Origin of the sequence: Sporolactobacillus sp. KGMB 08714 (assembly GCF_036598985.1) — a bacterium.
Taxonomy (GTDB): Bacteria; Bacillota; Bacilli; order Bacillales; family Sporolactobacillaceae; genus Sporolactobacillus.
The window spans coordinates 64,474-77,929 of the sequence record NZ_JAUUBW010000002.1 but is presented as its reverse complement, the minus strand read 5'-3'; the positions used below and the strand labels follow the sequence as shown (position 1 = coordinate 77,929).

At 43.9% G+C, this 13,456-nt stretch carries 10 protein-coding genes and 3 tRNA genes; 1 reads left to right on the top strand and 12 read right to left on the bottom strand.

Features of this window, described 5'->3' with window-relative positions; all coding sequences use genetic code 11:
* Positions 1-66: 66 nt before the first annotated feature.
* Positions 67-1,152, top strand: coding sequence for a hypothetical protein (locus Q6A92_RS01890; protein ID WP_332236833.1), 1,086 nt, complete (start codon positions 67-69; stop codon positions 1,150-1,152).
* Between the two features lie 99 nt (positions 1,153-1,251).
* Here Q6A92_RS01890 and Q6A92_RS01885 read toward each other — a convergent pair whose 3' ends face one another.
* The 12 genes from Q6A92_RS01885 to Q6A92_RS01830 all read right to left on the bottom strand — a co-directional run bounded on the left by Q6A92_RS01885 (position 1,252) and on the right by Q6A92_RS01830 (position 13,355).
* Positions 1,252-2,430, bottom strand: a complete 1,179-nt coding sequence (locus Q6A92_RS01885) for a restriction endonuclease subunit S (RefSeq protein WP_332236832.1) — start codon at positions 2,428-2,430, stop codon at positions 1,252-1,254.
* A 1-nt stretch (position 2,431) separates the two neighbouring features.
* Entirely contained in the window at positions 2,432-3,976 is a 1,545-nt protein-coding gene (locus Q6A92_RS01880; RefSeq protein WP_332236831.1) for a type I restriction-modification system subunit M, read from the bottom strand.
* 205 nt (positions 3,977-4,181) lie between these two features.
* Positions 4,182-4,661 (bottom strand): 23S rRNA (pseudouridine(1915)-N(3))-methyltransferase RlmH, encoded by a 480-nt coding sequence (rlmH, locus tag Q6A92_RS01875; protein WP_332236830.1) that lies wholly within the window; start codon positions 4,659-4,661, stop codon positions 4,182-4,184.
* Between the two features lie 863 nt (positions 4,662-5,524).
* Positions 5,525-6,775 (bottom strand): S1C family serine protease, encoded by a 1,251-nt coding sequence (locus Q6A92_RS01870; RefSeq protein ID WP_332236829.1) that lies wholly within the window; start codon positions 6,773-6,775, stop codon positions 5,525-5,527.
* Between the two features lie 289 nt (positions 6,776-7,064).
* Positions 7,065-7,859, bottom strand: coding sequence for an MBL fold metallo-hydrolase (locus tag Q6A92_RS01865; RefSeq protein ID WP_274399131.1), 795 nt, complete (start codon positions 7,857-7,859; stop codon positions 7,065-7,067).
* A gap of 263 nt (positions 7,860-8,122) precedes the next feature.
* Positions 8,123-8,941, bottom strand: coding sequence for a two-component system regulatory protein YycI (locus Q6A92_RS01860; RefSeq protein WP_274399132.1), 819 nt, complete (start codon positions 8,939-8,941; stop codon positions 8,123-8,125).
* Positions 8,938-10,266: a YycH family regulatory protein gene (locus tag Q6A92_RS01855; RefSeq protein WP_274399133.1), complete on the bottom strand. Its 1,329-nt coding sequence runs from the start codon at positions 10,264-10,266 to the stop codon at positions 8,938-8,940. The genes Q6A92_RS01860 and Q6A92_RS01855 overlap by 4 nt, the downstream gene beginning before the upstream one ends.
* A gap of 1 nt (position 10,267) precedes the next feature.
* Positions 10,268-12,085, bottom strand: coding sequence for a cell wall metabolism sensor histidine kinase WalK (gene walK / locus Q6A92_RS01850; RefSeq protein WP_274399134.1), 1,818 nt, complete (start codon positions 12,083-12,085; stop codon positions 10,268-10,270).
* Entirely contained in the window at positions 12,082-12,798 is a 717-nt protein-coding gene (yycF, locus tag Q6A92_RS01845) for a response regulator YycF (RefSeq protein ID WP_274399136.1), read from the bottom strand. The genes walK and yycF overlap by 4 nt, the downstream gene beginning before the upstream one ends.
* Positions 12,799-13,119: 321 nt before the next feature.
* Positions 13,120-13,192 (bottom strand) — tRNA-Phe (locus tag Q6A92_RS01840).
* Between the two features lie 8 nt (positions 13,193-13,200).
* Positions 13,201-13,276 (bottom strand) — tRNA-Asp (locus tag Q6A92_RS01835).
* A 2-nt stretch (positions 13,277-13,278) separates the two neighbouring features.
* Positions 13,279-13,355: transfer RNA gene (locus Q6A92_RS01830), tRNA-Met, on the bottom strand.
* Positions 13,356-13,456 lie beyond the last annotated feature (101 nt).

Genomic DNA, 13,456 nt, shown 5'->3' with positions numbered 1-13,456 from the left:
GGAATGATTCACATTTTAATTGTAATATAATTATGTAGATTTTTTGAGGGGGAGGTGCTCTGCTTAATGAATTTGTGTGGTATAAACGGTTGTCGGCTTGAAAGTGGACACTCCGGTAGACATAATAAATATCCTGAATTTGTTTGGACATCGTTATTCGACAAAAAGGACCTTGATAAAGTTAGTAAAGCTGGTTATTGTACACCTAGAGGTGGTGACAAGGGGGCATACCAGAACCATGTCTACAGAAATAATAAAGTAATAATCCCATATGAAAAATTAGAGAGCGTAAATTTAAAAAATTATCAAGATGGTTACGTAATTAGGCTATTTCCAAAGCAGTATTTTCAGTCAGCAGGAGTGGTAAAACGGGAATTTTCTAATCCTGATTGTCCTATAAAAGTTGGGTATAATGCGTTCGTTTTGTATCGTACATATTCCACACTTGAAACTTTACCTCCTTTAAAAGATTGGGAGATACGACATCTAGAAAAGAATGGCCAAATTGTTTCTAGAAGAGATAAAAGTGTGAGTGACATAGGTCACTATATTTTACGGCTATCATCGATTAGTAATAAAAAAGAAAAAAAAGCTGGCCCACCACAAGGTATATTTGCACCTGAATACGCAAATGCAGAAACTAATTTTCTTTCCAAGGCTTTTCTAGCATGGTTGATCATTAAAACAAAAAATAGTCCGTACCAAGAAAGTGATTTTTTACACTTACAAGCCATTTTAATTCAACAAAATTTAATTGATGTTGATAATCTTGAAAAAAAAGGCATATTACGAAATTCGATAACTTGCTGCCCTTTATGTGAACAGACAATCGAATATAATGAATTACATGAGATGATATCTTTTGATGGAGCTTCAGGACTAGCTAATTCTCAAGAACAAGTTGAAGGATCAACACGGTCAACAGCCGTTAACTTATTTCATATGGTTCCTCTAGTTTATGAAACTTTAGAACATAAACCTAATCAAGTTGCATGGGGACATGCCACTTGTAATACTAGATTAGGACAGAGAGTGTGTCTCCCTCTTTATAAATTAAAGCAAGAGGGAAAGCACCTTTGTTTGGTTCATGATGAAAAGCGTCCCTATGATGTAGACTTTGGCTGGATTAGTGAAAATAAACAATTCATCTGATCAGAACATGGTGAAGTTTGGATAAAAATCACAGACGGCTAAAGAAAAATTCAATGGAGAAAAGAGACTTTCTCGTATTATGAGACAGTCTCTTTTCAATTATTTAATTAACTTCGGAATTAAATTATCTCTAATCATCTTTAATGTAGATATTTCATTGGTTAACCTTTCAATTTGATCAAAATATTCTTTCATAATTAAATTGAATTTCTCTATTCTTACTGGCAACATTATCTCAATTGACTTAAAATCACGTTTGCTAATTTCCTTGAATGTACTACCATTAGCCATTGAAATTATTCTTCTCTTGTTTCGCTTTGCCCAAAAATATAACTGATAGAGAGAGATTCTATTATTTGGTAGTAGAACAATAAAACCTTGATTTGTTGCTGCTGGTTTTTGATTTATGGCTAACTCCCCAATTGTTGCTCTGCTTGATAACAGTAATGAATGTGATGGAATCAGTTTAGCTGTGCTATTTTCCAGCCCTTTCTCAGTAATTTTTCTTTGAGATTCATCCACAAATATACCATTAGACTTTGTTATGTCTGAAGGCGTGAACCAATTAATTTCTCCATTATTCCAATACTCACTATTATCAGTCCTGGGGGTCCCACCTCCAACTAATTTCACCACATCTCCTATTTTTACTTGATACCATCCTTTTCGGATTCTTAATTCATTACATTCAGGCTTCTCTTCAAACCAGTGTTTATAGGTTCTTTCAGCCAATTTCTCTAAATTTGTCATTATGTCATAGTTGAGTTCAATTTTTTTGTCCAAGTCGCCTAAAATTCGAACTATTTTTTTCTGAATGGCCAAGGAAGGCAGACTAATGGGTATATTTTTCATTGTTGATAATGGAAGTTCCTTAAAGACACTGCCATTTGCCATTGTTTCAATAGCATCTCTTTTTCCTATAAGGAAATAATAAAGATACTCATTGTCAATAATCTCCTTATCGCATATAAAGCTTTTAAATCCTTGATTAGTAGCTAAGTTATTATTTGCAATAGCCACATATCCTATAGGAGCTCTAGACGAAAATAATACGGTTCCTTTAGGTAATAATTTGGCTGAACTGCTTTTAAGTCCTAATTGTGTAATATTCCGCTCGCCACGAGAAATATGTTTATTAGCGTATCCTGAGAGATCTTTGGGCGTAATCCATGGAATTGTACCATTGTCATAGTACTCTTTTCTTTTTGTTGACGGGGTGGCACCATTAACTATTTTTGTTATTCTTCCCAATTCATAATTCATAAAATCTTTTCCCATTCTAAAAATCCTCTAAATTTAAGTCATCTAAGTTTTTTATAATTTTTTTTTGAAGTTTGTTTGATTCCTCAAATTGTTGTTTTAATTTTGCTTTATATTCACCTACTACCTGCTTAAAGGGTGGTTCCTTTTCAACTTTTATTTCTATTCCAGTATACAAGGTAGGAGTTAATTTATAATTGTTCTCTATGATAGTTTCTGTATTTATTTTTTTACAAAAACCTTTTTGTACGTAACGGTTATCATTATTAAACTTAAATGAATGATACACCTTTGCAATCTCTTCAATTTCTTCATCAGAAAACACTCTATTTTTTTTATTTATTAACGACCCCCTACCACTTGCATCAATAAACAATACCTCTTTTGTTCTAGAGGCGCATTCAAAATTACCATTTCGATTTTTACTTAAAAATATTAATGCACTTGGAATTCGGGTACTAAAAAACATTTTTTCAGGCAATTGAACTACGCAGTCAACAAAATCATTATTGATCAAATATTTTCTTACACTCTTTTCGGCGATTTGGTTACTAGTTAATGCCCCATTTGCTATAACAAACCCTGCTAATCCACCATCTTTTAAATGGTATAAAAAATGTTGAATCCACATATAATTTGCATTACTATTAGTAACTGGCCCAACTAACCTTTGATCTGTCTTAGATATTCGATCAGCCCCCCAATCTTTCATATTAAATGGAGGGTTTGATATAACAGTTTCTGCTTTTAATTTGGGAAACTGATCATTGAGCAGTGTATCGCCTTGTTTTATATTAGGAAATATTCCATGTAAAATTCCATTCATTCTTGCCATTTTGATCGTTAATTCATTTTGTTCTTGGCCAATAAATTTTAAATTGCTGCGAAACTTATTTAACTGTTGGGATTGTATGAACATACCACCTGATCCACATGCTGGATCATACACTGTTCCACTTGTTGGTTCTAGCATAGCAACTAATAACTTAACTATTGAAGAAGGAGTGAAGAATTCTCCACCCCTATTACCCTCTGTAGAGGCAAAATTGCTTATAAAATATTCATATACCCTTCCCAGCAAGTCAACGTCTCTTCCATCATGTGCAGAGAATATTTGTTCAGAGAAAAGTTTTATCAGTTCACTAATTACTTCGTTAGGAATGTTTGACCCTTTAAATATTTTAGGAAGTACGCCTTCTAATTCTTTATATTCACTTTCCAAGATTTCCATTGCAGAATCTATTATTTCTTTTATTTTATCCCCGTTAGCATTTTTTTGTAAATAATTCCATCTTGCTTTTATTGGAATATAGAATACATTTTCTTTGAGATATTCGGTTCTATCCTCTAATATTTTTTCGTTCTCAATTTGATCTTTACTGTATTTTGAATTTATCAATTGTTGATTTATTTCATCTCTTCTTTGTTCGTATTTCAATGATAGATATCTAAGGAATATAAGCGGTAGAACATAATTCTTATACTCACTAGGAGCAATCATGCCTCTTAATTTATTGGCAACTGAAAAAAGTTCTTTTTCAAATTCAATATCTGCAACTATCATTTATATCCTCCCTCCTTGTTTACAAACATAAGTTCTCATATTTAGTGTGCACTGTCAATAGATAAATTCCTACATACCATACGGGTTAGAAACTATTCCCTCATTGATTGAAATTCGCTCTTATTTCAATCTAACTAACCAAGACCTTATTATAAAAACTAACATATTTAGCTTGAAACCTCTACTGAACTGCAAAAAACCTCATTTACTTATGATACGGTTCTCCCCTTATTATTTTAAACGCTCTGTAGATTTGTTCGGCCAGGATCAGCCGCATCAGTTGATGGGGAAAGGTGAATTTAGAAAATGAAAGCTGAAAATCGGCGCGGTGCAGCATGGCGCTGCTCAGGCCGTTTGATCCGCCGATGATAAAGGCGATATGACTGTGCCCGTACGTGGCCAGCTCCCTGATCTTTTCGGCAAAGGCCTCCGACGCCATTTGTTTGCCCTGTATGGCCAGTGCGATGGCGTATGCGTTGTCCGGCAGTTTTTTCAGCAGCCGCTCGCCTTCGGCTGTCTTGACTTGTTCAATTTCGGCTTGCGAGAGGCTTTCCGGAGCTTTCTCGTCAGCTACCTCGATCACAGAGACGTTCGCATAGGGACCGAGACGTTTGATGTATTCTTCAATTCCTTGCTTAAAGTATTTCTCTTTCAGTTTTCCGACACATAAAATATCGATATTCACAGTTTATCCCATCCCTATACATAAGTTATGCACAGAACTTATGCACATATCCACAGGGGCTATCCACATTCAGTATGCAAGCAGGCGTTTGCCACCATATCTGTACCAAAAGAAACGACATTTTCTGCCAATGTGGATAACCTGTTGATCCGTACTCTGAATTTTTCCTGTCTTGATTGTCAATCCCGACAGATCGTATCTTTTCTCACACCCCTAATAGATACCTGCATAGATGTTCCGGCCGCATTTCTTAAGCCTATTCAGGTGTCAGACGCGTGCGATTGTCCGATGCAGCGTTTCTTTTCCATTTTCGTTTTATTATAGGAAATGTTGAAACTTATTTCAATTATACACAGTTTTTCCCCTATTGTGGATAATTTGTGCATAACTTGTAGTGCTTGTACACAGATTGTCCCCAGATCGGCGGGATGCGCTAGTGGACTGTCCTTTAACAAGAAAAAATTTTTTGTTCCCAGCCTCTCAAACCGGGTTTTCGGAAAATGATAGCAGGATGCTTGAAGAATCGTGCCAGTAACAGTTTTTCAACAACGGTCCATTTTCACTGGCCTATCTGTTATTGATTTTAAAAATGACAGGATTTCTCAAAATTTTGGTATAAAAACGCAGGGATGGTCCGGATTTCAGTCCCCTGCCAGAATTTTTGCTGCCTCGCGGTTGCCCCCGGATATAAAGGAAACAGGCCAGAAGCGCAGCGGCGACGATCTTGGCCGGCCTCGAACAGGCCGCAGAATGCGGTATCTTTGTTCGACCGCTTATATACAGACATAATCCGCCGAAATTTTTGGCGCACATACAAAAAACCCGGAGATCATCAAGAGATCTCCGAGCCTGTCATCCGCTGTTTAGGAGAAGGTCGTGCTGCCGAGTGTCAGATCCGTCGTCGATTCCTTTCCAGTTCTATAATACTTGATCTTGACGGTCTGGCCGGCCTGAAGATTGTTATACATGTAAGTGGAAAAAGAAAGATAACTGCTGATTTTATAGCCATTGATTTCTGTGATGACATCTCCGGCCTGAAGTCCGCTCTTTGCAGCCGGACTTCCTTTCTGAACGTCCGTGACGACAAGGCCCGACGTCACGGAACTCGGGAGCTGAAGCTGGCTGATCTCAGACTGCGGCACCATGGAAAGATCGACAATGCTGACACCGAGCATCGGCCTCTGGATCTTGGTGCCGCTCTCCAGTTTGCTGATAACCGGTTTGGCTATATTAATCGGTATCGCGAACCCAATACCTTCCACGACACCTTGTGAACTGTCCGATGATGAAGTATTGTCCGATGTAATTTTCGATGAAGTAATGCCGATGACCTGTCCGGCGATGTTGACCAGTGCTCCGCCGCTGTTGCCTGGATTAATCGCCGCATCCGTCTGCAGCACCTGAGCCTCGACCGTCGTATTATTGCTTTGGACCGGAATCGTCCGGCTTGTAGAGCTGATAATGCCTTCCGTCACCGAACCGGAGAAATCGAGCGGATTGCCGATCGCTATGGCCGGTTCCCCGCGTTTCAGGGTAGATGAATTACCGAACTGGGCAACCGTTTTGATATCGGAAGAAGAGATCTTGAGAACAGCGAGATCATAAAGGGCATCGGTCCCGAGAACCGTGGCCTGCACCTTTTTATTATCGGTCAGTCTGACTTCAATTCTGCTCGCACCGGAAACGACATGATCGTTTGTTACGACATAAGCGGACGAACCGAGAACTTTGTAAATAATACCTGACCCGATTCCCGATTCGGTATACTGATTATCGAAAAAGTTCGCCTTTTGAAGATTAATCACGGCAACGACTGCCGGAGAAACCTTGGCTACTGCGTTCGTTACCGATGTGTTGACATTCACATTAACATCCCGGGTCAGTGTCGGACTGGTGACATTGCTGTTCGATTGGCTTCCGGTCGTCACGGAATAGGGCAGCACACCCAGACTGGACAAGATCGGGGCAAAAATAAGAAAGCAGACGATACCGACAATAGCCCCGATAAATCCGGCAAAAAACCAGCCTCCGCGCCCCCGTCTTCGCTCCGAATGATTCGGTGCGGGATCCGTCGACGGTGGATTTTCTGTACGATTGTCATCGTAATATCCCATACATCATTTCTCCTCTTCGTTTCGGTTTTTTGATCCCACAGCAAATAGACACAATATTTCCCCGGACAAGAGACTTGCCTGTGACTTTAATGTACCACCGATGTTTTTTTTGACAAAAATTATGTGACAATTTTTATAACCGTCGAAAAAAACCCAAAAATCCACCGGAAAAATCGAAGATGAAAAAACGATGCCGCGCAGCCCGGCTTATGCTGAATGATCGGACTGCTCTGATGCTGAATTCAAACGGCTTATGTACAGGATTTCCTCAAATTGTTTCTGTTAAACCTTAAATCGCCGTCAGCTGAGTCGCATGTTCCGGATCCGTATCAAAAAGTCCGATATCCCGCCCGATTTTCAGACCGGTGCTTTCAAGCTTCTGACCGACGCTCAGACGCGCGAGTTCTTTCATATTATTATCCTTGCTGAGGTGAGCGAGGTAAACTTTCTTGGTCCGGTTTCCGAGCACCTCTGTCAGTGCCAGCCCGGATTCATCATTGGAAATGTGACCGGTGTCTCCAAGAATTCTTCGTTTAACACTCCAGGGATATCTGCCCATCATCAGCATCTCTGTATCGTGGTTGGCCTCCATGATATAGGCGTCCGAATCGCGGATCAGAGCTTTAATCTGCCCGGAAACATAACCGAGATCGGTCAGCAGTGTCAGTTTCCTTTCCTGTTCATGGATTACGTAGAACATCGGATCGGCGGCGTCATGAGAGACGGAAAACGACTCGATATCCAGCCCTCCGAAACGGCGTACAGTGTTCGCCTGAAAGACAAATTTCTGATCTGTCGAAATTTTCCCGACAATCGAAGACATCGCCTGCCATGTCTTCTCATTGGCATACACCGGTGTCTGAAAACGGCGCGCAAAAACGCCCAGTCCCTTTATATGATCGCTGTGTTCGTGCGTGACAAGAATCGCATCAATATCTTCAGGCTTGCGGCCGATCTGGCCGAGCAGCTCAATCATTTTCTTGCCGCTCAGGCCGCAGTCGATCAGGAGATGCTGTCCCTCCGTTTCCAGATAGAGCGCATTTCCTGTACTGCCGCTCGCCAGCACGCTGTAATGCAAAACCATGATTTCTCACTCCCCAAAATGAACAAATCAATCAGCATCGGCCCGCTTTTCCGGCAGAACCGGACGCCCTGTTTCTTCTCTGTTTTTCTTCTTTTCCGGACACTTTATATGGAAATTTGCCGCCTGCAGATCCTGAGGCACTCTGCTGCCGGAGGCTCAGTTTTAACGGCCTCATGCCGAACAGACACGGAGCTGCGGCGCTTTGTTCAGCGCCTATCCGATTATCCGTTCTTCATCGTATAAAAACCGCATCCCGTCCGTCATCAGTTAAGCGACTGGACCGTCCCGGAAACGGCATTCACGAAAAATTCGCTGGTGTTCGTATCTTTCTTAACGACGATATGCCAGGCAGGAACGAAAATCAGCGGATCGGAACCTGCATCGCCGATAAGATTCACATAACCTAATTCAACAACTTTGATTTGCGGATGCTCGGATCCCGGCAAATCATTCGCCGATGCCAGATTATTGATTGCCGTCTCTGCAGAGATGATCCCGACACGATTGGTCTGTTTAAAGCTGAAATAACTCTGCCGGTAACCGCTAACCTGATTATTGCTTACCGTAAAATCAAGCATCGGAATATTGCTCCGGCCGCTGATAAAAACAGGCCGATTGTTGAAGAGCTGGACAAAGTTCGCCGTCCCGCTGCCGGAGCCCGACTGCCACAGCACAAAATCCTGCCCCTGGTAAACCATGGCCAGCAATTTTTTCTGAAAGTTCACATTGCTCACCGATCCTGTGACCGGACTCTCGAACTGACTGTGCAGCAGCAATCCGTTGTTTTCAATACTGATTTTTTGCTTGGCCGTTCCTCTTCCGTTGCTCATCAGCGCGGCAACATCCGCCCTTTCTTTAGAAAAGTCGACCCGGCTTCCGCGAAGGAAGGTGACGTCCTGAGGGGTTGGCGGCAGCACGGTCTGCAGCTTGACACTCCCGTTCTGCAGAACATTTGCATTCTGTCCGTCAACGAGCCCCCCGATGCTTTCCGTTTGCTGTCTCTGGTACAATTCAACGACAAGGAAGACATCCAATAAAAAGAAGCAAATAATGAAAATCGACTTAGTTTTGCTCCAGTTCATGGCGTTCCTCCTCTTTGATTCAGAGAATGCTGCGGCAAGGTGGCGTCGGCTACCGAATACCAGCGATTGTCTATTTTGTAGAACCAATCAGGTGTCAGTATTAACGAATGGTCTTTTCCGATCTGCGGTGTATCCAGTCTGTAGCCGATGGCCATGTCCTCTATATTTTTAATCGGTATCGATGTCCGCCGCAGCTTCTGCAGCGTATCTGTTCCGGAGTCCAGAGTGACGCTGCCCTGAGCGTCGATCAGACTGAGAGTGAGCAGCGTCCTGTTCATCGTGTTGAGCTGTCCGTTTTTCCAGGTCAGTTCCATCGCCGGCAGGTAGGTGTTCGGGTAGTACTCCGTATTATAAGCCATGTAATTGCCGACCTGAATACGGAATTCTGCGCTGGTCTGGTCTTTTCCTGTTGAAATAAGGCCGTCGTATAAGTAATCGTTCGTCCATCCGCTAAAATTGTTAACAAAATCGATGCTGTGGGTAATCGGATCAAAAGAACCCGACGCGCTGCCGCCGATACCCGGATTGACATACTGCAGAATACTGCCTGTTTTTTCAAGCTGCCGAGTTCCATCGGAATAGACTGTTTTCTCTTTTGTATAAAAAACATTATTGGGATCATTGAACAGAACCGATATAAACTCTTCGACCGGCAGTTCCTCATAATAAGTCATGACATCGCTGATCGTGGTTGTCCCAAGCGGCAGATACACAGATTTATTTTTAAACTGCTGCCGGCCGTACGGCTGCAGCACGACTTTCTCAAACGCATTTTTAAACGCGTCCATCGTTAAGTGCCCGACTGTGGCATAAAATAAGTCTTTCCCCTGCTCAGAGCGAAAAACAGCCGTCAGCACCCGTCCGTCTGCCGATGAAGAATAAATTTCCACACGGTCCGCCAACATGCCTGCCGCCAGTGCGGGATCCATCTGTTCGAAATGAAACACTTTCTGCAAGGCGTCAAACGTCAGCGGCCCGGGAAAAACCAGCTCATAGGAAACGCTGCCGATGCGTTTCGGTACGCTTTTTGTGCCGGAAGGAAAGGCATCGGTAAAAGCTGCTTTCTGAAAGAGGTTGTAGATTTTCGTGATCAGGCTGCTGTCCGTCTGCCCGAAGGTCTCATTATTCACATGCTGAAGCACAAGCGAAGGGCGGACCACATCCGCAATATTTTTGGACTGGGCAATGGCAACGGGTTTCACGGATTCGGAAGGCCCCTTATAGTTTTCATAATCTGTCTTATAGAACCAGATATTCCAGGTCATCGCAATGCTTGCCAGCACAAGAGCGCTGAGCAGGATCGTTTTGAACGCTTCGTGATTCACTTTATCCTTCCTCCCGGTCAAGCGGAAGGATAAAGTGAATCGTTGTTCCTCTGTTCCACTCGCTTTCCGCCCAAATATCTCCGCCCTGAGCCTCAATCATTTCCTTGGCAATAGCCAGGCCGAGCCCTGTCCCGCCAAGTTTCCTTGAACGCGCTCTGTCGACCCGGTAGAAACGGTTGAATACTTTGGCCAGGTTTTCCTTTGGAATACCGACACCCTGATCGCTGATCATGGTGCGGATGTTATACCCTCTTCTGACTACCCTGAACGTGATCAGACCGCCTTCCGGAGAATATTTCATTGCATTTGAAAGAATATTATCAATCACCTGCGTCAGCTTATCACGGTCGATCTGGACATAAAAGGGGCCTGCCGGCAATTTGCGGACAAACTGGATATTCTGTTTCTTCGACATCTCAAAACGGTCGATGATACTGTGGCAAAAAGTCACGTAGTCGGTCCGCTGCAGATTGATTTTATAATTTTTGGCGTCGAGCCGCGACAGCTGCAGCAGATCCTTGACAAGACGGATCATCCGCTCCGTTTCCCTCTGCGTGACATCGATAAATTTTGCCGCCAGTTTTTTATCGTTGACCGCACCGTCCTGGAGGGCTTCAAGATAGCTCTTCATCGTTGTCAGAGGGGTCCGCAGCTCATGCGAGACATTGGCAACGAATTCGCGCCGCTCCATGTCCACCTGTTCCTGTTCCGTCACATCATGAATGACGGCGATCAGCCCGTTGACCGCACCGTTTTCCTTTTTGACAACCGAGAAATTCGCTCTGAGCAGAACGGTCTGTTCATCACTGCTGAAGTCAAGCATGATTGAATCGGACATCCCGTAAAGATCCATGATTTTATAGTTCCTGCGGATTTTGAGCAGATCAAGCAGCGAATTTCCGGTGACATCATGACGGTAAACATCGAGCAGTTCTTCCGCCCGGTTATTCATCAGAATCACATTTCCCTTCCGATCCGTCGCAATGACTCCGTCCGTCATGTAAGTCAGAACAGATTTCAGTTTGCGCCGTTCGGACTCGGTTGTAGCAATCGCATCCCTTAATTTCTTTGTCATATTATTAAAAGACGCGGCCAGCTGTCCGATTTCATCCCTTTCGACCATCTCCACCTTCCTCGAGAAATTTCCCTGTGACACTGCGAGTACCTGCCGCTGCATCTGTACCAGCGGCTTGGTAATGGTCCGTGCCAGAAAAAAGGCCAGCACCGCCGTGACAAGGAGAGAGAAGATCGTCGCAGTGGCAAGTATCTGATTGATCGTCCGCAGCTGCGCGTAGACGCCTTCAAATGATTTTTCCACATAGAGGACGCCGTATTTCTGATTGTTCACCCGGATCGGTGTCGTTACGATATCGACCCTCTCCCCGGTATTCCGATCTGTCCGTCGGTATCGATTGGCTTCGTTCGATGATAAAACATCGCGCATGATTAATTCATTGGTCGTTCGCTCTCCGATCACGTTCGAATGTTTGTCGTCCGCCGCGATGATCACGCCATTGTCATCAATAACTTCCATTTCGCGGATGCCGCTGTCCACTCCGGAAAACTGGTTTTTGACCTGCTTGGCCACATTATTCGGATTGCTGCTGTTCGAATCCCTTGCCTCCCGGATCGCTTCGCCGATATTATAGGCCATGATTTTACTCTGGCTGATCAGGGAATTTTCAAAATTGTCCAGCGAATAGGTTTTCAGCCGATCGGTGAAGAAAACGCCGATCAGCTGCATGGCAAGCAGAATGAGCAGTGTGTAAATGATGATGATCTTAAACTGAATCGATTTAAAAAAACCGACTTTCTTCATTCCGCCGACTCCTGATTAGGCACTTTCAGGTAATAGCCGACTCCGCGCCGTGTAATCAGCCAGGCAGGTCTGCTCGGATTGTCCTCAATTTTCTCGCGCAGTCGGCGTACAGTGACATCGACGGTCCGGACATCGCCGAAATAATCATAGCCCCAGACCGTCTGCAGCAGGTTTTCTCTGGTCATCACCTGGCCGATGTGATCGGCGAGGTAGTGAAGCAGCTCAAATTCGCGATGCGTCAGTTCAATCATTTTCCCGCGCTTGGTGACGACATAGGCATCCAGATGAATCACCAGATCGCCGATCTCAATATCATTCTCCTTGCCTTTTTCATCTTCCGGCACCTCCTGCTTGTGACGGCGGAGATTTGCCTTGACTCTTGCGATCAGCTCCCTGTTGCTGAACGGCTTGGTCACATAATCGTCCGCGCCCATTTCCAGCCCGAGCACTTTGTCGATTTCCGAATCTTTGGCCGTCAGCATGATAATCGGCATATTGTGCGTCTTGCGGATTTCCCGGCAGACTTCCATTCCGTCTTTGACCGGCAGCATCACGTCAAGCAGAACCATATCCGGATTTTCTTCCTCCACTTTTTTCAAAGCCTCTTCACCGTCATAGGCACATACAACCTCATAACCTTCCTTTTCCAGATTGAATTGCAATATATCCGCTATCGGCTGTTCATCGTCTACAACTAGAATTTTGCTCTCCATATGAGGCAGCCCCCTCGCAAATCTTTCTTTTTTATGCCCACATTCGTTAAAATGAATAAAATGTGGGCGTCGGCCTTTCCGCCTTCCCGAACGGCCTGCAGCCGTTTTCCGGCCTTCTCAAGGCGCGGCCGGAAAGCGGGACCGAATACTTGACAAAAGATCAAGTTTCATCTCATTTTAACATAAGAAGAATCACTCTGTCATAAATACCCGGGCAGCACACAAAACCTCTGGATCCCTTTCGTCCAGAGGTTTGCCGTTTGGCTTATTAAATTTACTGTATGTAACAAGCCGTGTTTAACGTTCCGTATTCAAAAAGCATGGCTCGAGGCGGAATCGAACCACCGACACAAGGATTTTCAGTCCTCTGCTCTACCGACTGAGCTACCGAGCCATATGTAATGGCGGATCCGAGCGGACTTGAACCGCCGATCTCCTGCGTGACAGGCAGGCATGTTAACCACTACACCACGGATCCATTGGTTGCGGGGGCAGGATTTGAACCTGCGGCCTTCGGGTTATGAGCCCGACGAGCTACCAGACTGCTCCACCCCGCGATAATTTTCAGTTCTTCCGACGCTGCTTATGATGAATAAGCTCGTCAATGGTACAGCCTTTTCGCGGCACAAACAATATTGTACCATCGATGAATGGAAAT

What these genes read in the sequence shown, in the direction of transcription:
- Q6A92_RS01890 (WP_332236833.1), top strand. Translation starts at nt 67, where the DNA reads ATGAATTTGTGTGGTATAAACGGTTGTCGGCTTGAAAGTGGACACTCC.
- Q6A92_RS01860 (WP_274399132.1), bottom strand. Translation starts at nt 8,941, where the DNA reads ATGAACTGGAGCAAAACTAAGTCGATTTTCATTATTTGCTTCTTTTTA.
- Q6A92_RS01880 (WP_332236831.1), bottom strand. Translation starts at nt 3,976, where the DNA reads ATGATAGTTGCAGATATTGAATTTGAAAAAGAACTTTTTTCAGTTGCC.
- Q6A92_RS01870 (WP_332236829.1), bottom strand. Translation starts at nt 6,775, where the DNA reads ATGGGATATTACGATGACAATCGTACAGAAAATCCACCGTCGACGGAT.
- yycF (WP_274399136.1), bottom strand. Translation starts at nt 12,798, where the DNA reads ATGGAGAGCAAAATTCTAGTTGTAGACGATGAACAGCCGATAGCGGAT.
- Q6A92_RS01865 (WP_274399131.1), bottom strand. Translation starts at nt 7,859, where the DNA reads ATGGTTTTGCATTACAGCGTGCTGGCGAGCGGCAGTACAGGAAATGCG.
- walK (WP_274399134.1), bottom strand. Translation starts at nt 12,085, where the DNA reads ATGAAGAAAGTCGGTTTTTTTAAATCGATTCAGTTTAAGATCATCATC.
- Q6A92_RS01885 (WP_332236832.1), bottom strand. Translation starts at nt 2,430, where the DNA reads ATGGGAAAAGATTTTATGAATTATGAATTGGGAAGAATAACAAAAATA.